The sequence below is a fragment of the Roseobacter cerffii genome (genome assembly GCF_054226325.1).
Genome location: NZ_CM135757.1, coordinates 523511 through 543704 on the forward strand (window position 1 = coordinate 523511; position 20194 = coordinate 543704).

Here is a 20194-nt window from a genome sequence, read left to right on the forward strand (position 1 = left end):
TGTCAGCCGGGCCAGATTATTGACGCCAATGCTGCAACGCAATAGGGACGGGCGGACCCGGCGCATGGGGCGCCGCGGTGAAGCATCTGGTGAGATATGTCCGAGATACGCGACGCTGCAATGACAAGCAAAGCCTGGCCCTTTGAAGAGGCGCGCCGCATTCTCAAACGCTATGAGAAAGCGCCGCCTGAGAAGGGGCATGTGCTGTTTTCCACAGGCTACGGGCCCAGCGGTCTGCCGCATATCGGCACCTTTGGCGAGGTGCTGCGCACGACCATGGTGCGCCGCGCGTTCGAGCAGCTCTCGGATATTCCCACGCGGCTGATCTGTTTTTCCGACGATCTCGACGGGATGCGCAAGGTGCCGGGCAATGTGCCGCAGCAGGAGATGCTGGCCGAGCATATGCACAAGCCGCTGACGGATGTGCCGGACCCCTTTGGTGAGTTCGAAAGTTTCGGGCATCACAACAACGCCATGCTGCGGCGGTTTCTCGACACCTTCGGGTTCGAGTATGAGTTCTATTCGGCGCGCGAGTTCTATCGCTCGGGTCAGTTCGACGAGGTCTTGCGCCGCGCGGCGGAACGCTATGACGACGTGATGAAGGTGATGCTGAAAAGCTTGCGCGAGGAGCGGCAGCAGACCTATTCGATCTTCCTGCCGATCCACCCGGAGACGGGGCGCGTGCTCTACGTGCCGATGAAGCATGTGGATGCGGCGGAGCATACCGTCACGTTTGATGACGAGGACGGGCGCGAGTGGACGCTGCCCGTCACCGGCGGCAACGTGAAGCTGCAGTGGAAGCCGGATTTCGGCGCGCGCTGGGCCGCACTGGGCGTGGATTTCGAGATGTACGGCAAGGAGCACGCCACCAACACCGCCATTTATGACCGGATTTGCGAGATCCTGGGGGGCCGCAAGCCTGAGCATTTCAGCTATGAGCTGTTCCTCGATGAGAACGGTCAGAAGATTTCGAAGTCGTCGGGCAATGGTATCTCGATTGACGAATGGCTGAGCTATGCCAGCACCGAGAGCCTGTCGTACTTCATGTATCAGAAGCCCAAGACGGCCAAGCGGATGCATTTCGACGTGATCCCTAAGGCCGTGGATGAGTACCACCAGCAGCTGCGGGCTTACGAAGGCCAGGATATAGTTCAACGGCTGAACAATCCGGTGTGGCACATCCATTCGGGCGATGTGCCGACGTCGAACCTGCTGGTGCCCTTCTCGATGCTGCTCAATCTGGCGAGCGTGTCGGCGGCGGAAGAGAAGGCGCAGCTCTGGGGGTTCATCCAGCGCTATGCGCCTGAGACCTCGGCGGAAACCCACCCGGATATGGATGCGGCGGCGGGCTTTGCGGTGCGGTACTACAACGATTTCGTGAAGCCGAAGAAGGTGTATCGTCTGCCCAGCGATCTGGAGCGCGAGGCGCTGACAGACCTGCGTGATCAGCTTGTGGCTTATGATGGTCCCGTGGAGGACGAGGCGCTGCAAAGCCTCGTCTATGCCTGTGGGCGTGAGCGGTTCGAGCCGCTGCGGGCGTGGTTCACCGCGCTTTACGAGGTGCTGCTGGGCGCAAGCCAGGGGCCGCGGTTCGGCGGCTTCATCGCGCTTTACGGGGTGCAGGAAACCGTTGCGCTGATTGATCAGGCGCTGGCGGGGGAGCTGGTCAGCGACAGCTGATGCCTTGCCCTGCGCCCGGCGCGCCTTACTCTTTTCGCATGACAAGAGGGAGGCGCGCCATGCGCAACATGATTTTGGGGCTGACACTGGCATTGGGGATGGCGAGCGCGCTGCCCGCGCAGGAGGCCGATATCCAGGCGACGATCACCAGCCAGCTGGACGCGTTCCAGGCCGATGACTTCGTAGGCGCCTTCCAGTTTGCGAGCCCGAACATCCAGCGCCTCTTCGGCACGCCCGAGAATTTCGAGCGCATGGTCACCCAGGGCTATCCGATGGTCTGGCGTCCGGGCGAGGTGCGTTATCTCGAGCTGGAGCAGCAGGGCGGCACCTATGCGCAGCGGGTGATGATCACCGACCAGAGTGGCCGCGTGCATGTGCTGGAGTACCGCATGCTGGAAACGGGCGCGGGCTGGCGCATCAACGGGGTGCAGATCCTCGACAGTGCCGAGTTGAACGCCTGATCCTTGCGCCACCGTGACGGTGGTCAAGGGCGGCTTTAACCCTTCCGACATAGGTCTTGGCCTCACGCGATGGACGCGTTTGAGGGCAGATCATGAACAAGGCAATCACCGATGGGGCGGAGCTGATGCCGCCCCCCTATGCGCAGGCGTTTGACGCCTACGCGGGCGAGGATGGCAGCGCGGATGCGCCCGCGCTGGGCCCCGAGGTGCGCCTTGTGGAGGACGACCCGGACTTGGGCCCGTGCCTGGAGCTTGAGAAGACCGAGAGCCTGCATGCGATCCGCTACCGTGGTGAGACGCCGTTGCTGCCGGGGTGTTATCTGCGGGTGACGGTGCGGCTGAAGGTTCTGGACGGCGCGCTGCCCTCGGCCCGGATCGCGGGCTTTGCGGGCGGGCCGGGTGGTGTGCCGGTGGCCGATGCCCAAACGGCGGGCCCGACGGTGCGCCTGCCGGAGATCGGCAGCGTGGCCGAGGTCTCGGCCATCGTGGGGCCGGGCGCGCGGCTCGGGGTCGACATGGTCTGGGGGCCGGATGCGCTTTACGGGCACTTCGGGCTTGATGTGACGGGCCCCGGCGCTTCGGTGCTGCGGATTGGTCCGATTGTCATCGAGGATGTGACCGCGGTCTTTCTGACCCAGCAGATCGCGCAGGTTGATGTGCGCGATTTCGGTGCCGCCGGAGACGGCAAGACCGATGACAGCGATGCCTTCGAGGCGGCGGATGCGGCGGCCTGCGGGGGCAGTCTGCTGGTGCCGCAGGGGCGGTTTTTCTTGGGGCGGGACGTGACGCTGTCGGCGCAGGTGCGGTTTCAGGGCCATGTGGTGATGCCTGAAGAAGCAGTGCTGCTGCTGCGCGAGCAGTTCGACCTGCCCAGCTATTACGCCGCCTTTGCCGATATGCCGCTGGCGCTGGGCAAGGCGCTGCAGGCGCTGCTGCTGCCGCATGCGCCCAATCGGCTGGACATGCGGGGCCGGGCGGTGGCGCTCTCGGAACCGCTGCGGGTACCGGCACCCCGGCGCACCTCGCCTATGCCGCAGCGCAAGACGCTCTGCAACGGGCAGATCATTGCGCAGGCGGGGCCTGAGTGGATCCCGCAGGAGCGGCGCGCGATCGCGCAATGGGCGCCCGATGCGCCCCGCGTGTTGCGTGAGGTGCGCATCGCCGCACAGATCCCGCCGGGCGCGCATGTGAGCGGGCCCGGTGTGCGGGACGAGACCTATGTGTGCGGTGTCGAGGCCGCGATCGGCGCGCTGACCCTGAACGGGCGGCTCGGCGGTGGCACCGGCCAGCGCGAGCTCACCTTCACACGCTTTCAGTATCTGCTCGATTTCAGCGCCGTGCCCGCGCTCTATGATTTCACGCTGTCCGGCATGGAGCTCTGCTGTGAAGGGCTGGCGAGCGGCATCCTGCTGGCGCCGCGCGGCGCCAACTTCCGGCTGCAGGACAGCACCATCCGCGACATGCGCGACCGGGGCCTGACCTCCTGCGGGTCCGGGTGCAACTGTCTGGTGCTCGACCGCAGCGCCTTTATCAGCCGCCAACGCACCGCCTTGCCGCATCTGGGCTTCAACGCAAGCTCCAGCGGGCTGCGGATCGTGAATTGCCGCTCGGAGGGGCCGCATGCGTTCGGTCATTTCGCGGGCACGCATATGCTGATGTCGGGCTGTCACCTCAGCAACACCACCGGCGCGCTGCACCCCGGCCTGGTGCTGGCGCAGGGGCCGGTCTGCCTGCTGACCGGCAACCATTTTCAGGATTGCACGGTGATCGTGGGGCGGGACCAGGAGCCTGTGCGGCCCGATGGCAACCTGTTTTCCACCACGGCGGAGGAGTGAGCCGTGCTCAGAAGTCGCGCCAGAGGCCGAGCTTGAACTGCGTGTCGCCGCCGCCGGAGACGGGGATTTCCGCGCTGAGCTGGATCGTGGTGCGCCCCTTGCCGGGGATCACCAGCAGCGAGGGCGCGACTTTGGCAAAGACCTCGCCGCCCTGGTGGGTCAGGAAGACCTGCGCCATCCCCTTGACGTGATCGGTGAACCCGAGCCCGATGGTGCCATCGAGCTTGATGCGCGTCTCGAGTTCCGAGCCGGGGATGTTGAGGCTGCTGTCGATCACCGCCCAGCCATAGCGCTCGCCCAGCTTGATGCCGCGCCCCCAGGAGAGCCCCGCCTCGACCGCGGGCGTGATGACCGTGTTGAGCGAGCGCGCCCCGAGCCCGAGGTGCCAGGCCCATTTGTGGGTCGCATCCGGTTTGCTGAGCGGGAAGCGCAGGAAGACGATGCCCGAGCCCGATTGCTGCAGCGTGCGGTCGATGCCATAGAAGAGGTCGGCGCCGAGCGTGATGGTCTCGCGCAGCCCGTACTCGAGATAGATCGAGCCCGAGATGTCTTTCTCCGCCGTGACGCTGCTGGAGGCGGCGGCGAAGCCCTTGCCCTTCTCGCGCAGCCACGGGCCCGCGGGCGCGGTCTGCGCGCTTGCCAGCAAGATCCCAATGGCCAGCGCGAAGTGCCGCATCATACCAGTCTCCCGGCGCGGATCATGGTTAACGGGCCTTAACAATTGGTAAATGCCCGTGTGCGCGTGGAGGATCCCCTCCGCAATGCGCGCGTTACGTCAAGGACGGCGCCGGAGACTTGGGGGGAAAGCGCCCTCACCCCCATTGAGGGGGATCGGGCGCTGCGCGGGCGTCGCCGCGCGGCGACAGGCGTCACCGGCACGCACTGGCTTTCTTCTGTGGGGCGCTAAGCCCCGGCGCGGGCCTCGCAGCGGCGGAACTGCTCGACCGGCTCGGCGGCGCCTTGCAGCGGGATCGCGACGCGCTGATCGCCCAGGGTGGCGATGGCGGTGTCGTTGAAGGCAAGCCCGCGCAGCACGTTGCCAAAGCCCCGGTCGGTCACGGTGAGCGCGGTGCCGTCCCCGCTGAGCTGATGCCGGTCGGTCGCGATGCCAAGGGCCGCACTCCCTTCGAAGTCCATCGCGAAGACCGGCGCGGGGGCCCAGGGCGCGGAGCGGGTCAGCGTGATGGAATAGAGCGGCTGGGTCGGGTCATGGGTCAGTTCGACCGCCACCTCCGCCGTCTCATGGGTGAGGCGGCAGGGCAGGCCGGGCGTGAACTCCCACGCGTGGGCGGTCGTGGCGGCGAGCATCAGGGACGGGAGCACAGCTTTCATGACGCACAGCTAGGCTGGCGGCGGGGCTTGACCAGCCTAGGCGAAATCTCGGGCCTGCCGGATGAAAACCGGCGCCCGCGCCCCTACATGTACCGGAACGTATCGCAACCAGAGGAGACCGCCTTATGAAATGCCCCGTGGATGGAGCAACACTTGTGATCACCGACCGCAGTGGGGTCGAGATTGACTATTGCCCGGACTGCCGCGGGGTCTGGCTGGACCGGGGCGAGCTCGACAAGATCATCGACCGGAGTGCGGCGGCAGCCCCACCTCCGCCGCCGCAACAGCGCGGCTATGACGACCGGGGCGACCGCGGATACCGCAAGAAGAAGCGCGGCGGGTTTCTCGAAGACATCTTCGACTTTTAAGTGGGCGCGGCTGGCGGGTCAGGCCAGCCGGCTCATCAGCACCATCGACAGCAGCGCGCAGCCGAGCCCGGCGTATTCGCGCGCGTGCAGGTCTTCGCCGAACCACACGGACCCGATGATCGCCAGGGCGACCAGCGTGAGCATGGAATAGGCCACGCCCGCCTGTGCGAGGGTGACGTGCTGCATCGCAAAGAACCAGAAGAGCGCGGAGACGCCGTAGAGGGCCACGCCGATGGCGACATAGGTCGAGGTGATCGTGTGGCCCGCGTCGGCGGCGGTTTTGATGGCGAAATCGCCGATGATGACGATGAGCGCGGTGAAGAGGGCGAAAGCATAGCCGAAGGCAAATTGGGTCATAAATACTCGCGGTTTAAAATGGATTTGATCTGAAATGTGGACAGCATAGCACAAAAACCCGTCCAAGGGGACCGTGCTGCTGTTGCATGTGGCCTGCCACGGGAAAAGCGCTCAGAGCTGGCCGGAGTTGGGCTCCCGAGCGCCTATGACATTATTGTGAAACCGGCGAGATTTCAGGCAAGCGGGGGCCCTATCGCTGCGTGTTGTCAGCGGCTTATGCCACCAGTGGGGGAAAATCCGCCAGAGTGTCCCGTTCCCTCCCGTCAAAGTAGTGGCTTGACGTAACGTGAGCAAAGCTGGCAAGCGAAATTAAGGATATTTAAAGTGGGGGATTTTTCATGATGAAGCGTTTCGTTTTGGCGGCAGCTGTGATGGCGGTATCGGCCACCGCATCGGCGGCAGCCACGATTTCTTTTTCGGACACCGTGGCGATTCAGCCGACCGATTGGTCCGAAACAGCATCCGTCAGCCAGTTTGACCCGTCCCTGGGCACATTGACCAGCGTGCGCGTCACGCTGTTTGGTGAGGTGGAAGGGAATGCCGCTGCCGAGAGCCTTGATGGATCGCCGTCCGAGGTGACATTGGATGTCGAGGCCCGGATCACCGCCACGGGCGCAGGTCTGCCGGCGGCACTTGGTGTTGTCGCCCCGGTGGCGAGCGTGGTCGAGACCTTTACCGCTTTTGATGGCGTCGTCGATTTCGATGGAGGCTCCGGCGCGACGTTCCTGGGCCTTACCAGCGATGACAGCGTGGTGAATATCTTTAACGATGCGGCCACGCTGGCCTTCTTCACCGGTCTCGGCACCGCCGACATCGACCTGACCGGCGAAGGCTTGTCCAGCGGCAGCGGCGCAGGGACCCTGCTCACACAGTTCTCGACCTCCGCAGGTGCTACGTTGACGGTTGAATACACCTTTGATGAGGACGGGGGTCTGACCCCGGTCCCGCTTCCAGCGGGTGCCCCGCTTCTGCTTGGAGCATTAGCCGGGCTGCATCTGCTGCGCCGCAGACGCGGCTGACGACCGAAGGGCTCCAAAGGTATCGTCGGCGCGCTACCTTGGCGCGCCGGTCTTCATTTTCGGCCAGGCCGTTACCGCCCCTTGCGTTTCCGCCGCGTGCCACCCCGCATGCCGCCACGGCCCATGGTGCTGCGGCCTGAGGCTTTCTGGGCGTCGTCGACGGCCTTCTCGACAGCATACTGCCGAGCCATGGGGTCGTCGGCGATGGCGAGGTCCACCGCCTCAAGCCGTTTGACCTCGTCGCGCAGGCGCGCGGCTTCTTCGAATTCGAGGTTTTCCGCCGCTTTCCGCATGTCGGCGCGCAGCCCGTCGAGCACCGCCTGCAGGTTGCCACCAGCCATCTGGGTGTCGATCTTTGCCGTCACGCGCGCCTGATCGGTGTCGCCCTGGTAGAGCCCGGCGAGGATGTCCTCGACGTTCTTCTTCACGGTCTCGGGCGTGATCCCGTGTTCCTCGTTATAAGCGATCTGCTTGGCGCGGCGGCGGTCGGTCTCGGCCAGCGCGCGCTCCATCGAGCCGGTGATCTTGTCGGCATACATGATCACGCGCCCGTCGGCGTTGCGCGCGGCACGGCCGATGGTCTGGATCAGCGAGGTTTCGGAGCGCAAGAAGCCCTCTTTATCCGCATCAAGGATCGCGACCAGCCCGCATTCGGGGATGTCGAGCCCCTCGCGCAGGAGGTTGATGCCGACCAGCACGTCGAAGGCGCCGAGGCGCAGGTCGCGCAGAATCTCGATACGCTCGATCGTGTCGATGTCGGAGTGCATGTAGCGCACGCGGATGCCCTGCTCGTGCATGTATTCGGTCAGGTCCTCCGCCATGCGCTTGGTCAGCGTGGTGCAGAGCGTGCGGTAGCCCGCCTCGGCGACCTTGCGCACCTCGTCGAGCAGGTCGTCCACCTGCATCTCGACGGGTCGGATCTCCACCTCCGGGTCCAGCAGGCCGGTGGGGCGGATTACCTGTTCAGTGAACACACCACCGGTCTGTTCGATCTCCCATGACGCAGGTGTGGCCGAGACAAAGACGGACTGCGGGCGCATCGCGTCCCACTCCTCGAACTTCAGGGGGCGGTTGTCCATGCAGGAGGGCAGGCGGAAGCCGTGCTCGGCCAGCGTGAACTTGCGCCGATAGTCGCCCTTGTACATGCCGCCGATCTGCGGAACGGAGACGTGGCTTTCATCCGCAAAGACAATCGCGTGATCGGGGATGAACTCGAAGAGCGTGGGGGGCGGCTCACCCGGGGCGCGGCCCGTGAGATAGCGCGAATAGTTCTCGATGCCGTTGCAGACGCCCGTTGCCTCCAACATCTCCAGATCGAAGTTCGTGCGTTGCTCCAACCGCTGCGCTTCGAGCAGTTTTCCTTCGGAAACAAGCTGATCCAGCCTGATCTTCAGCTCTTTCTTGATACCGATGATCGCCTGCTGCATCGTCGGCTTCGGTGTCACGTAGTGGCTGTTGGCATAAACGCGGATTTGGTCAAAGTTATCGGTTTTCTCACCGGTCAGCGGGTCAAACTCGGTGATAGATTCCAGTTCTTCGCCGAAAAAAGATAACTTCCACGCGCGGTCTTCGAGGTGCGCGGGGAAGATTTCCAGGCTGTCACCACGCACGCGGAACGACCCGCGCTGGAACGCCTGATCGTTGCGGCGGTACTGCTGGGCCACGAGGTCGGCCATGACCTGTCGCTGGTCGTACATGGAGCCGGTCTTGAGGTCCTGCGTCATCGCGCCATAGGTCTCGACCGAGCCGATGCCGTAGATGCAGGAGACGGAAGCCACGATGATCACATCGTCGCGTTCGAGCAGCGCCCGGGTGGCGGAGTGGCGCATCCGGTCGATCTGTTCGTTGATCTGGCTCTCTTTCTCGATGTAGGTGTCGCTGCGCGGCACGTAAGCTTCGGGCTGGTAGTAGTCGTAATAGCTGACGAAATACTCCACCGCGTTCTCCGGGAAGAAGCCCTTGAACTCGCCATAGAGCTGCGCGGCAAGCGTCTTGTTGGGCGCGAGGATGATCGCGGGGCGCTGGGTCTCCTCGATCACCTTGGCCATGGTGAAGGTCTTGCCCGTGCCGGTGGCGCCGAGCAGCACCTGGTCGCGCTCGCCGTCCAAGACACCGGCGCTCAGCTCTTCGATGGCGGTGGGCTGGTCGCCCGCCGGTTCGAACTCCGTGGCCATGACGAATGCCTTGCCACCCTCCAGCTTGGGGCGGCTGCGCACATCGGGTGCGGGGTGGGCCATGACGGCGGGCACGTCGGACGAATCGGTCTGGGCGTAGGGCATGGGAGGTCCTTTTGGAGGTCCTCTTAAGGTGCCACGAATTGTCAGGGGTTCAAGAGGCGCAGAGGTCGCTCGTGACAAAAACTGTCAACTGGGCAGGCGGCCTTTTGCACCCGCCCGCTGCCCGATCAGCTGGCAGCCCAGCGTGCGGGTCAGCGCCTCGGTCAGCTCGTCCAGCGTCTCGGCGGAGGCATAGGTGCCGCCGGTGCGGTCGGCGAGGCAGCGGGCGACGGTCACCCGGCGCTCGTAGTCGTCATCCTGCGGATCATCCCACCCGAAATGATCGTCGCGCACCTTGAAGCCGATCACGTGAACGGTGAGGTCATGGGCCTCTGCGGCCAGCGTCGTCGCAAGCGCGCAGGGCTGACCGTCGCAGGTCTCCTTGCCGTCGGTGAGCAGCACGATCGCGCCCGGCTCCTCGCGGTAGTTCAGCACCTCCGCGGCGCGCTCGACGGCCTTGGTCAGCGGCGTCTCGCCTGCGGGCTGCAGCCGTTCCACCGCGTCGATGATGGGCTTCGCCGCGTTCGGGCGCGGGCCGAAGCGCAGCTCGATATTGCCGCAGGCCTGGGGCTGGCCGGGGCCGTAGATCACCAGGCCCACGCGGCGCACGGCGGCGATCTGCGGCATGCTGTCCTGCACCGCGCGGCGCGCCTCGAAGATGCGCGGCTCGTCCAGAAGGTTGAACCCCATCTCGGACATCGAGCCCGAGCCGTCAAAGACCAGCATCGCGTCATCGGTGCAGCTTTGCGAGGCGGGCAGGGCCGCGGGCAACAAGGCCGCGGCGAGGGTGGTCAGGGCGCGCAGGGGCAACCGCATGGGGTGTGCCTTTCGTAGGGTCTCGGCCCACTGTCACAGGGCAGGGCCGCGGCTGTCAATCTTGCAGGCGCTCAGAGCAGGCCGAGCGTCTTGAAGGAGGTCTCCTCGGTCTTGCCGATGATCACGTGGTCATGCACCCGCACATCGATGGCTTTGCAGGCCACCACGATGGTGTCGGTCATCAGCACATCGGCATCGCTGGGCGAAGGATCGCCCGAGGGGTGGTTGTGCACGAGGATCAGCGCCGAGGCATTGAGCTCCAGCGCCCGTTTGACCACCTCGCGCGGGTAGACGGGCACGTGGTTCACGGTGCCGCGCGATTGTTCCTCGTCAGCGATCACGGTGTTGCGGTTGTCGAGAAACAGGATGCGAAACTGCTCGGTGTCGCGGTGCGCCATGGTGGTGCGGCAATAGGTGATCAGGTCGTCCCAGCCCTGCAGTGCGCAGCGTTCCAGCACCTTGGCCTGCGCCATGCGATGGGCAAAGGCTTCGACGATCCGCAGTTGCAGATAGACCTTTTTCGTGGTGCCGCGCACCTGCATGAGCCGGTGTTCCGAGGCGGCGATCACGCCGTTGAGGTCGCCAAAGGTCGACAGCAGCCGCTTGGCCAGCGGTTTTACGTCGATCCGTTCGATCGCATTGAAAAGCAGAAGCTCGAGCAGCTCGTATTCGGGCATCGGCGCATGGCCGCCCTGCAGGAAGCGGTCGCGCAGGCGTCCGCGGTGGCCGATGTAATGCGGCGAGGGGCCGCCGCCGCGGCTCGGGAATTCCCCAGGGTCCAGCGCCCGTGTCTCTGCCCAGGAGGGGATGCGCCTGTCCAGATCCTCGAGCCCGCGCATGGCCTCTTCTGAAAACCCGTGTTGATTGCGTCCCACCGCCATCGCTCCTTTCCCGATTCCCAATCGGCATCAAGGGTGAAAGGACATGGTTAGCGAAACGTTAACGCGCGAAGGGATCGCGGGGCGTTGTCGCCGTTGCGCCACAGGGCGGCCCGGTCTTTGGTCAAATACCCTGCATTGCCGTCTTGCCGAAGGCACGCAAAATGCTGATATAGAGGGGATCAATGTGAGGATGTCATCGATGCGCGCCCGGATTTATCAGCCCGCCAAGACCGCCATGCAGTCGGGCACGGCCAAGACCCACAACTGGGTGCTGGAGTTTGCGCCGGCTTCGGCGCGCGAGGTCGATCCGCTGATGGGTTGGACCTCGTCGGATGACATGCAGAGCCAGGTGCGTCTGCGCTTCAAGACCAAAGAAGCGGCGGTGGAATACGCGCAGGACAACGGGATCGAGGCGGATGTGCAGGAGCCCAAGAAGCGCCGTCCCAATATCCGCGCGGGCGGATATGGCGAGAATTTCGCCACAGGACGGCGTGGTGCCTGGACCCACTGATGGCGTTTGATATCGCGCGCGCCGAGGTCACGGAGCCGGATGTCGCCGCACTGCTCGACCGGCACTTTGCGCTGATGCGGGCGCAAACCCCACCCGAAAGTTGCCATGTGTTGCCAAAGGACGAATTGGCACATCCCGATATCACCTTATGCGCCTTGCGCGAGGAGGGGGTGCTCTTGGCGGTGGGCGGCATTCGGGACTTCGGCACCTGGGGCGAGGTGAAATCCATGCACACGGCGGAAGAGGCGCGCGGGCGCGGCGTGGCGCGGGCCCTGCTCGAGGCGCTGATCGCCGCGGCGCAGGCGAAAGGTCTGCAGCATCTCAGCCTCGAGACCGGGTCTGGCCCCGAGCATCTGGCGTCGCGCCGGCTCTACGAAAGTGCGGGGTTCAGCGATTGCCCGCCCTTCGGCAGCTATACCCACGATCCGCTCAGCCATTTCATGACGCGCGCGATCTGAGGCTTGCGCGCCTCGCCCCGCTGCGGCATGAACGACAGCAGCGGTCCCTTAGCTCAACTGGATAGAGCAGCTGACTTCTAATCAGCAGGTTGAGGGTTCGAGTCCTTCAGGGATCGCCATACCTGTCACTTAGGGGTCGAGCCCCGTCACCGTCACCACCGCCTTCATCGGGAAGTGGTCCGAGCCCACGTGTTCCAGCCGCCCGAAGGACACCAGTTCGACCCCTTGGGTGAGGTAGAGCTGGTCGATGGGAAAGCGCATGATCCAGGAATTGGCGTCAAAGCTGGGCAGCATGCCCCGGCCCACGCGCGGGTCGCGAAAATCGCCATAGCGCTTGAACCGCTCCGACGTCCAGGACCAAGCGACATCGTTGAAATCGCCCATCGCCACCACTGGCAGGATGGTGCGGTCGGCCAGCTGTGCGGCGCGCTTGATCTGGGCATCACGCGCTTCGGTGTCGGTGCCCGGCACCGGGGGCTGCGGGTGCAGGCCGACGAAGAAGAAATCGCCCGTGGGCGCGGTGAGCTGGGCGAGCACCGCGGGGGTGTCGTCATCGCTGAGAAAGACCATCTCGGCGCGGGTGGTGGGCAGGCGCGTGGCAAAGACGGCGCCATAGTAGTTGGACAGCGGATGCCGCAGCACCGTCTCGTAGCGGGCAAGCTGGTCCTCCAGCGCGTCGATCCACACCTGATCGGTCTCCATCAGGAAGAGCACATCGGGGTCTTCCCGATCGATCAGCGCGCGCAGCCGGTCGTGATCGGTGTTCTCCATCAGCACGTTGACGGCAAGGACCGAGACCTGCTGGTCGGCGGGCGTTTCGGGGACGAGGGCCAACTCTTTCTGCGCCAGCGGTGTGTAGGGCATCACCCGGTAGGCCTGGTAGAGCGCGCAGCAGATCAGGACAATCATCGCACCGCGCGCGGGCAGACCGGTGATCGCGAGCCCCAGCGCCGCTGTCGCCAGTGCGGCCGCAGCGATATGGACCCGTGGGAAATCCCAGCCGCGCACCCACCACTGCGCGCTGTTGGTGAGCGGCGCCAGCGTGGTGAACAGCACCGCGGCCAGAAGGAGCCAGAAGAGAACGGTGAGGCCGAAATACATGTGGTGCACGCTCACTTGTCGATTTGGGCGCGCCCCGCGCACACCCTGAGATCAACCACACTGTCACAGGATGGTTCCAAGAGGATGACGGTATTTGCCACCGGGCGCGGCCCAGATGCAACCGCGCCGTCAGGGTGTGGCCGGTGCCGCCGCCTTGGGGATGCGCAGCGCCGTGCTGGTCGGGGTCCGCACCACCTGCCAGCCGGCGCTGGCCTCGGGCGGCTCGGGCATGGCGTCACAGCGCGTCTCGGCGGCATCGCACAGGATGATCTCATGTCCGGTGAGCTGTTCCAATCGATACTTGAGCGCGAGGTCGGACTGGATCGAGGCCGTGCGCCCGGCGGTGCTCTCCATCGCGCGGCCGAAGACATGGACGGGGCCGGGCAGGGCGGCAAGTTCTGTGCCGACGGCGCGGGTCTGCTCTTGCCACATGTGAAAGCCGGCATAGCGCTGGTACGCAGTGTTGCCATGGGCGAGCACTATGACGACGCAGGCGATCAGCCCCAGGGGCGCGACCGGGCGCGGCTCGGCACTGAGCATCTGCGCGCCGCGCATGAAGATGAGCGCCAGGAAGACCCAGGCGAAGATCATCGCGCGCGGCGGCACGAAGACGCCCAGTTTGGCGGCCTGCAGCGTCACGAGAGCCAGGCCTGTGACCAGCCCTGCGCAGAGATAGAGCAGCTCCATCGGGGCCCGGCGCAACATGATCCAGGCCGCAGCGGCCAGGCCCGCGACCTGAACCATGAGCAGTGCAGAGGAGCCCATGCTGATCCGCGCCAGCAACTTGGAAAAGGAGGTCTGGACCCAGTCGAGGTTGGCCCAGAGCCCGGCCAGATCGGCGGCGGGTTCGGCTTCGCGCCAATCCGCCAGCGGCACGCCAAAGATGCCGTGCACGTGCCAGTTCAGCGTATAGGTGATCAGTACAGCTGCCAGGAAACTGGCGCAGAAGAGCAGCAGGAGACCGGCCAGATCGGCCAGCGTGCGCCGCTCGGTGGCCACAAGGCACAGGGCCAACAGCAGCAGCGGATAGGTCGTGTAGGCCATGAAGGCCGGCACGGTGAACACGGGCAGCAGGAGCCGCGCGGTTCGTTGCGGCGCGCAGCAGACGATCACGCCATAGAGCGCGACGAGCGCGAGGCCCGGCTGCAGCGTGTTGAACCAATGCGAGATCAGCGTGGCGGGGGGCGCCACGAGGATCAGCGCCGCGATGAGCGAGGCAGCGATGAGCGACCGGTCGTGGCGCGTCGCCGCAACCGCCAACGCGGTGGCAAAGATCGCCCAGCAGAGCTGGTAGAGCGCGAAGTTGAGCCAGGCGGGCGTGATCACCCCGCGCAGGTGCCAGATGTAGTTGAGCCAGCGCCCCTCGTGCAGCGTCTTGTTCCAGAACAGATCCGCATGGCCGAGCAGAGCGGGGAAATCATCGTGCCGGATCATCGGATCCCGCAGGTTCGGCAGGGAGATGAGCGCGAGCACGGCCAGTGCGATCCAGAACACCGGCGGGATCCGAACCCGCGGGGCCGCGGGCGCCCGTGTCATCTCGGTCACCGCCATGAGATCAGGCCGAGGCCTGCGCGCGGGTGGCCGCAGAGCGCGCCCGCATGGCCAGAAGCGCTGCGCGCATCTGGGCGATGCGGGTGACCGTGGTCTGCGGCAGGCGGGCGAGCACCGCGCAGCGCAGGCGCCACAGGGAATCGCCGCCGTTCATTACCTTGGCGCCGTCGGGGAGCGCATGGCGCAGCACCGCCTCGGGCAGCCCGGCGCGGCCTGCGTCATTCACGTAGAGCACGGCGTTGTAGCGATACCAGGGCGCCACCGCGCGGGTGTCCTGCAGATGCGGGCGCACACAGTCATAGGCGCGATAGCCGCGCGCTTCGAAGAGCCCTTGCCAGTAGGATAGCGGGCGTTCGTTCACATGGAACTCGCCGCCTTGCCCGACGACGGCGGCGGAAAACAGCACCCGGTCGGAGGCGGCGGTCAGGCTGTCGACCAGCGTCTCGGCGGCGCTCGCGGGCAGGTGTTCGCCCACCTCGAGGCTCTGCGCGAGGTCAAAGCGGCGCCCGGGGGTCAGCGGCCGGGTCAGGTCCGCGGGCAGGAAGGTCGCCCGGTCGATCTCGAGCGCGTCCTGGTCCACATAATCGCCATCGGCACCCAGCACGTCTGTCGCACCCGCCCGCAGCCATTCGTCCAACCACACGCCGCGCCCGCAGCCCAGGTCGATCACGCTCGTGGGCCGCAGCATCGGGAAGAGCAGCGCGGTGAAGCGCTGCGCCGAGGCGCGCGCGCTGGCGTCGATGTAGTCAAAGAATGTGCCGCTGTAGATATGTCTCATGAGGGTGTCCCTCCCGTTTCATGTGTGGCGAAGACCCAGGCGCTCATGATGATGTAGTTCTGCACCGGCAGCACCACGGTCACGATCACCGCGGCGGCCCAATCCGGCAGGCCGAGCCCCGGCGCGAGCCAGCCGGTGATCACGGCGGAGGTCACGAAACCGAGGGCCACCATCACGCCAAAGCGCGCCATCTGCGCGTTGTTCAACAGCCTTTTGCGGAAAGTGAACCCGGCCTGGCCCACGTATTGCAGGCAAATGGCGCTTGCGAAGGCCAGCGCATTGGCCAGTCCGCGCGGCAGATCGAGCGCGAGAAAGCCCAGGTAGAGCAGCAGATAGCTCAGCGCCACGAGGCCGCCGATCAGGGCAAAGCGCGCCATCCGCATCAGGCCGACTTCCGGATGGAGGCGGCAGGTGTCTCGCGCAGCTCCTCGCTGACGAAGTAGAGCGGGCGGTTCTTGGCCTCGACATAGAGGCGCCCGATGTATTCGCCCATGATCCCGAGGGTCAGCAGTTGCACGCCTGAGAAAAAGCTGATCGCCAGCACCACCGAGGCCCAGCCGGGCGCGGTCTGGTAGAGGATCAGCGAATAGGCCACATAGACCGTCATCAGCGCCGTGATGCCGAGGCTCGCAAAGGACAGCCGCGTGGCAAGTTTCAGTGGTTTGGTCGAGAAGGACGTCATCGCGTCCACGGCAAAGCGCAGCATCGCGCGGAAAGGGTACTTCGTCTCGCCCACTTCGCGCGGGGCGCGGGTGTATTCAATGCCGATCTGCCGGAACCCGGCCCAGGCGAACATGCCCCGGATGAAGCGCGCGCGCTCGGGCATGGCCAGCACCGCGTCCAGCGTCTTGCGGTTCACCAGCCGGAAATCCCCGGTATCGCGCGGGATCGGCACATCCGACAGCGTGTTGAGGATGCGGTAGAACGCAAAGGCCGTGGCGCGTTTGAAGAGGCTCTCGCCCTGCCGCTCGATCCGGCGGCCATAGACCACGTCATAGTCCTGGTCCATCATCAGCATCATGTCGGGCAGCAGCTCGGGCGGGTCCTGCAGGTCCGCGTCGAGCATCATGATCCGTTCGCCCTGTGCCGCTTCCAGCCCGGCGGTCAGCGCGATCTGGTGGCCCCGGTTGGCCGAGAGCCTGACGCCCACGAGGTTGGGGCAGCGCAGGCGCGCGTCCTGGATGGCTTCCCAGGTGCCATCGGTCGAGCCGTCATCGACCAGCACGATCTCCGCCGTATTGCGCCAGGGCGCAATCGCAGCCGACAGCCGGTCGACCAGCGCCGGGATGACGTCCTGCTCGTTCATGCATGGAACGACGATGGAAAGATGCATTGGTGCGGCCCCGCAACTGTCGCAATTCATCGAAATCTAGCGGTGCAATGCGGTCGGAATAAGGCAATTTCAGCACGAAACTGCGGAGGCGCGGCGACCTGATTGTGCCCTGTTCTGGAAACAGAGCGTTGTCAGATCTGGCCTGCGAGGCGGGAAAAACCGTTAAATATCAAGCTCACCAACCAGCGCGGCCCAGGAGGCGCCGTGCATGTCACGGTCGCCGATCGCGCCTTGCACCGTGGGGCGGGGCAGTGAGAATTTAACCACGTTGAGATCGGGCATGTCGAAGCGTTTCACGGTCTGGCTGTCGGCCTGAAACACCGCGGCGATCTGCTGGGTGCTCAGGTCGTCGACGACACGCGCATAGGCCTCGGGGCTGCCGCAGAAGATGTCGATGGTTAGCCAGAACGGCCCCGCATTCTTGCTGCGGACCTTGCTGACAAGGGTGCGGAGCTCAGCCAATGTCGATCACCTCCAGCCGGAAGGCTTCCATCGGGTCGTCCAGATGCAGCAGGTGGTGCAGTGCGAATTCATAGACGGTGCCCTGGTGCATGTCGGGCGGCGAAAAGAGGAAGGCGAAGGTGGGCTGTTCCTCCTCCTGTGTTAGCGGGTGGTGCAGCAGGTAGGGGTTCAAGAGCTTGCCGATCTCGGCGGCCTGGTCTTCGGTGGGCGCGGTGATGATGCCGATGACGCCGATCTCCACCGGGTCACTGACCCGCGTTTCCAGTGTACCGAAGCTGGCCGACTGACCCATAAGCCGGATTTCCAGCGTGAAGTCTTGCGCCGTGATGTCCATGCGATCCAGCACTTTGGCGCTGCATTTGGTCACGATATCCGCGGCCCAGGCGGCAGCGTTGGCCACATAATGGGGATCGCGGAGGAGCGCCATGAGCACCGTTCGACAGCCCGCGGGCCGCGCGCCTTCGAGCTTGACCGTGTAGCGGTCAGAGGGCACCCATTCGGAGCCCTCGACGCGCACGGAGGTGTCGTCCACCGCGGTGTAGCGGGCGCCGGTCACATCCAGATGGCCGCCGGGTTCATGCAGGATGAACGGATCGGAGTTCTCATAGAGCATATGCGCCGAGACGGTGTGCGGACTCGCGTGGGCGCCATCGGCCAGCGGCGTCACGGTGAAGCCTGTATCGTCGAAGTCGATCAGGATGACACCTGACTGCGGGTTCGTGGCGCAGAGCGCGCCGCATTCGCCGATCTTGGCGCCGTGCCAGGCGCCGCCCGTGTGATCTCCGCGCATCAGCGGCAGGGCGGCGATGATCGCGGTGTCGGTGGTGCGCCCGGCGAGGATGATATCCGCGCCGGTCTCAATGGCCGCGGCGATCTGCTCGGCCCCCGCGAGCGCTACGATGTTGGAGCAGGCGCGGATGTCCTGCGGCGTCACCTCTGGCGCACCGGAGAGCGGGGTGATCTCGCCCGCTTCGAAGGCTGTGGCGATGCGCTCGGGGTCTTGCGAGGACCGCAAAACCGCGACCTTGAGCGGTGTGCCCTGCTCGGTGGCGATTTCGCGCGTGATGTCGAGCATCCAGTCCACGGCCGTGTCCGCGCCACAAGTGCCTGCGGTGCCGATGACCAGCGGAACCTCCGCTTCGGCGCGGGCTGTCATCAAGCCGGCCCACTCCAGCTTGGTCGAGGCGCGGGCGTATTTCGACACACCCTGTCCGAGATAGGAGGGCCCGCTGTCGGTCGAACCACCGTCGATGGCGATAATATCTGGCCTGGCCGCGATCCCGCGGGACAGGGCCGTGGCGTCGTAGTTCAGGCCAAGAGCGCCAGAGGGGATCAGAACCCGGGTCATGAGACCGAACGGTGGCGCGGAGCGCGGGGAGCCGGGGCGCAGGCGGGCGCGGGCCTTGGCCCGCGCCCGCCTGCGCCCCGGCAATGCCCGGCAAGGCCGGGCAGGGCGGCTGCGCCGCCCATCAATCCGTCACCGCTTGGGGTTTCTTCAGGATGTTGCGCAGGAACATGGGGGCGACGAAGCCCGCGATGGCCGCCACCCAGAGCCCAATCGCGATGGGGCTGGAGAAGAGATAGGTGGGGTCCCCATCCGACAGCGTCATGGCTCGGCGCAGCGCGTCTTCCATATTGCCGCCCAGCAGGATCCCCAGGATCACTGGCACAGTGGGCACATCGAGCTTACGCAGGATGTAGCCCAGCACACCGAAGCCCACCATCAGCAGCAGATCGAAGTAGCTGCCCGAGAGCGAGTAGATCCCCACGAAGGAAATCATCGTGACGCCCGGCAGCAGCACCCAGGCGGGGACCGAGAGGATCTTCACGAAGATCTTCACCATCGGCACGTTCATCAGCAGGAGCACCACATTGGCGATCAGCAGGGAGGCGATAAGCCCCCAGACCACATCCGCCCGTTCAGTGAAGAGTGTGGGCCCCGGCGTGATGTTCAGTGTCATCAGCAGGGCCAGCAGCACCGCTGTAGTCCCGGAGCCCGGAACGCCCAGCGTCAACATAGGCACCAGCGCGCCACCGGCGGCGGAGTTGTTGCCGGCCTCCGGGGCGGCTACGCCTTTCGGCACGCCAGTACCGAACCCGCCTTTCTCACCGGCCACGGATTTCTCCGACATATAGGCGAGGAAGGAGCCCAGCGAGGCGCCCGCACCCGGCAGGATGCCCGCGATGAAGCCCACACCAGAGGCGCGCAGCATGGTCCATTTCGTGGACATGATATCCTTCCAAGGGATGCGCACCTTGTCGAGTTTCACGCCGATGGAGGAGCCTTTGCCATGGCTTTCGATGAAGAAGAAGACTTCTGCGATGGCGAAGAGCCCCACGATGGCGACAAGGAAGTCGATGCCGTCAAAGAGGTGCAGGTTGCCGCCCGTGAGGCGCGGCAGTCCGGAGGAGCTGTCCACCCCGATCATCGCGATGCCGAGGCCCATACAGGCCGCCAGCGCTGCCTTCGCCTGGTTGTTCGACGCCATGCCGCCCAGCGTGCAGAAGGCCAAGAGATAGAGCGCGAAATACTCCGCCGGGCCGAAGTAGAAGGCCACCCGCGCCAGCGTCGGCGCCAAGAACATCAGGCCCACGGTTGCCAGCAAGGCACCGACGAAGGAGGCGACGCCGGAGAGCACCAGCGCGTCGCCTGCGCGGCCCTGCTTGGCCATCGGGTAGCCGTCAAGCGTGGTCATCAGCGCGGGCTCGTCGCCGGGGATGTTCAGCAGGATCGAGGAGATCCGCCCGCCGTACATCGCGCCGTAGTAAACTGAGGTCATTAGCACTAGCGCCGAAGTCGCATCGAGGCCCAGCGTGAAGGTGATGGGGATCAGGATCGCCACGCCATTGGACGGGCCGAGGCCGGGCAGCGCACCTATGATCGTGCCCAGAAAACAGCCGCAGACCGCGAGAAACAGCGTGAAGGGCGAGAGCGCCACGGAAAACCCGAGCGCAAGATTGGCAAGGATATCCAT

At 65.4% G+C, this 20194-nt stretch carries 21 protein-coding genes and 1 tRNA gene; 8 read left to right on the forward strand and 14 right to left on the reverse strand.

Going from position 1 to position 20194, the window contains the following annotated elements; all coding sequences use genetic code 11:
- Positions 1-96 precede the first annotated feature (96 nt).
- From ACVC7O_RS02530 to ACVC7O_RS02540, 3 genes are all read left to right on the forward strand, one after another.
- Positions 97-1680, forward strand: coding sequence for a lysine--tRNA ligase (locus ACVC7O_RS02530; protein WP_458324539.1), 1584 nt, complete (start codon positions 97-99; stop codon positions 1678-1680).
- Between the two features lie 59 nt (positions 1681-1739).
- On the forward strand, positions 1740-2141 hold the full coding sequence (locus ACVC7O_RS02535; RefSeq protein WP_458324540.1) for a DUF4864 domain-containing protein: 402 nt from the start codon (positions 1740-1742) through the stop codon (positions 2139-2141).
- A 92-nt stretch (positions 2142-2233) separates the two neighbouring features.
- The gene (locus tag ACVC7O_RS02540; RefSeq protein WP_458324541.1) at positions 2234-3976 is read left to right on the forward strand and encodes a right-handed parallel beta-helix repeat-containing protein; all 1743 of its coding nucleotides are present in this window, start codon (positions 2234-2236) and stop codon (positions 3974-3976) included.
- 7 nt (positions 3977-3983) lie between these two features.
- On the opposite strand, the gene ACVC7O_RS02545 is transcribed toward ACVC7O_RS02540, so the two are convergent.
- On the reverse strand, positions 3984-4655 hold the full coding sequence (locus ACVC7O_RS02545) for a hypothetical protein (RefSeq protein WP_458324542.1): 672 nt from the start codon (positions 4653-4655) through the stop codon (positions 3984-3986).
- A gap of 224 nt (positions 4656-4879) precedes the next feature.
- Entirely contained in the window at positions 4880-5308 is a 429-nt protein-coding gene (locus tag ACVC7O_RS02550; RefSeq protein WP_458324543.1) for a hypothetical protein, read from the reverse strand.
- Between the two features lie 125 nt (positions 5309-5433).
- Here ACVC7O_RS02550 and ACVC7O_RS02555 point away from each other — a divergent pair, with 125 nt between their 5' ends.
- Positions 5434-5676: a TFIIB-type zinc ribbon-containing protein gene (locus ACVC7O_RS02555; protein ID WP_458324544.1), complete on the forward strand. Its 243-nt coding sequence runs from the start codon at positions 5434-5436 to the stop codon at positions 5674-5676.
- Positions 5677-5694: 18 nt separating this feature from the next.
- Here the strand turns inward: ACVC7O_RS02555 and ACVC7O_RS02560 are convergent, their stop codons facing one another.
- On the reverse strand, positions 5695-6033 hold the full coding sequence (locus ACVC7O_RS02560; RefSeq protein WP_458324545.1) for an EamA family transporter: 339 nt from the start codon (positions 6031-6033) through the stop codon (positions 5695-5697).
- Positions 6034-6371: 338 nt separating this feature from the next.
- On the opposite strand from ACVC7O_RS02560, the gene ACVC7O_RS02565 reads away from it, so the two are divergent.
- Positions 6372-7052 (forward strand): choice-of-anchor E domain-containing protein, encoded by a 681-nt coding sequence (locus ACVC7O_RS02565; protein ID WP_458324546.1) that lies wholly within the window; start codon positions 6372-6374, stop codon positions 7050-7052.
- Positions 7053-7123: 71 nt separating this feature from the next.
- Here ACVC7O_RS02565 and uvrB read toward each other — a convergent pair whose 3' ends face one another.
- The 3 genes from uvrB to radC form a co-directional block, all read right to left on the reverse strand.
- On the reverse strand, positions 7124-9331 hold the full coding sequence (uvrB, locus tag ACVC7O_RS02570) for an excinuclease ABC subunit UvrB (RefSeq protein ID WP_458324547.1): 2208 nt from the start codon (positions 9329-9331) through the stop codon (positions 7124-7126).
- Positions 9332-9415: 84 nt separating this feature from the next.
- The gene (locus tag ACVC7O_RS02575) at positions 9416-10144 is read right to left on the reverse strand and encodes a vWA domain-containing protein (RefSeq protein ID WP_458324548.1); all 729 of its coding nucleotides are present in this window, start codon (positions 10142-10144) and stop codon (positions 9416-9418) included.
- Positions 10145-10215: 71 nt separating this feature from the next.
- The gene (gene radC / locus ACVC7O_RS02580; RefSeq protein ID WP_458324549.1) at positions 10216-11019 is read right to left on the reverse strand and encodes a RadC family protein; all 804 of its coding nucleotides are present in this window, start codon (positions 11017-11019) and stop codon (positions 10216-10218) included.
- Between the two features lie 205 nt (positions 11020-11224).
- Here radC and ACVC7O_RS02585 point away from each other — a divergent pair, with 205 nt between their 5' ends.
- The 3 genes from ACVC7O_RS02585 (at position 11225) to ACVC7O_RS02595 (ending at position 12113) form a co-directional block, all read left to right on the forward strand.
- Positions 11225-11536, forward strand: coding sequence for an ETC complex I subunit (locus ACVC7O_RS02585; RefSeq protein ID WP_458324550.1), 312 nt, complete (start codon positions 11225-11227; stop codon positions 11534-11536).
- Positions 11536-11994, forward strand: coding sequence for a GNAT family N-acetyltransferase (locus ACVC7O_RS02590; protein WP_458324551.1), 459 nt, complete (start codon positions 11536-11538; stop codon positions 11992-11994). Before ACVC7O_RS02585 ends, ACVC7O_RS02590 begins: the two co-directional genes overlap by 1 nt.
- A gap of 42 nt (positions 11995-12036) precedes the next feature.
- Positions 12037-12113 (forward strand) — tRNA-Arg (locus ACVC7O_RS02595).
- Positions 12114-12123: 10 nt separating this feature from the next.
- Here ACVC7O_RS02595 and ACVC7O_RS02600 read toward each other — a convergent pair.
- The 8 genes from ACVC7O_RS02600 to ACVC7O_RS02635 form a co-directional block, all read right to left on the reverse strand.
- Positions 12124-13095, reverse strand: coding sequence for an endonuclease/exonuclease/phosphatase family protein (locus tag ACVC7O_RS02600; RefSeq protein WP_458324552.1), 972 nt, complete (start codon positions 13093-13095; stop codon positions 12124-12126).
- A 129-nt stretch (positions 13096-13224) separates the two neighbouring features.
- Entirely contained in the window at positions 13225-14631 is a 1407-nt protein-coding gene (locus ACVC7O_RS02605; RefSeq protein WP_458324553.1) for a hypothetical protein, read from the reverse strand.
- A gap of 19 nt (positions 14632-14650) precedes the next feature.
- Complete coding sequence (locus ACVC7O_RS02610; RefSeq protein WP_458324554.1) at positions 14651-15424, reverse strand: class I SAM-dependent methyltransferase; 774 nt, start codon at positions 15422-15424, stop codon at positions 14651-14653.
- On the reverse strand, positions 15421-15807 hold the full coding sequence (locus ACVC7O_RS02615) for a GtrA family protein (RefSeq protein ID WP_458324555.1): 387 nt from the start codon (positions 15805-15807) through the stop codon (positions 15421-15423). Before ACVC7O_RS02615 ends, ACVC7O_RS02610 begins: the two co-directional genes overlap by 4 nt.
- On the reverse strand, positions 15807-16757 hold the full coding sequence (locus ACVC7O_RS02620; protein ID WP_458324556.1) for a glycosyltransferase family 2 protein: 951 nt from the start codon (positions 16755-16757) through the stop codon (positions 15807-15809). The genes ACVC7O_RS02615 and ACVC7O_RS02620 overlap by 1 nt, the downstream gene beginning before the upstream one ends.
- Before the next feature lie 162 nt (positions 16758-16919).
- Positions 16920-17219: a DUF4387 family protein gene (locus tag ACVC7O_RS02625; protein ID WP_458324557.1), complete on the reverse strand. Its 300-nt coding sequence runs from the start codon at positions 17217-17219 to the stop codon at positions 16920-16922.
- On the reverse strand, positions 17212-18567 hold the full coding sequence (locus ACVC7O_RS02630) for an acyclic terpene utilization AtuA family protein (RefSeq protein ID WP_458324558.1): 1356 nt from the start codon (positions 18565-18567) through the stop codon (positions 17212-17214). The genes ACVC7O_RS02625 and ACVC7O_RS02630 overlap by 8 nt, the downstream gene beginning before the upstream one ends.
- A 121-nt stretch (positions 18568-18688) precedes the next feature.
- A complete protein-coding gene (locus ACVC7O_RS02635; protein WP_458324559.1) occupies positions 18689-20194 on the reverse strand; it encodes a tripartite tricarboxylate transporter permease in 1506 nt (501 codons plus the stop codon).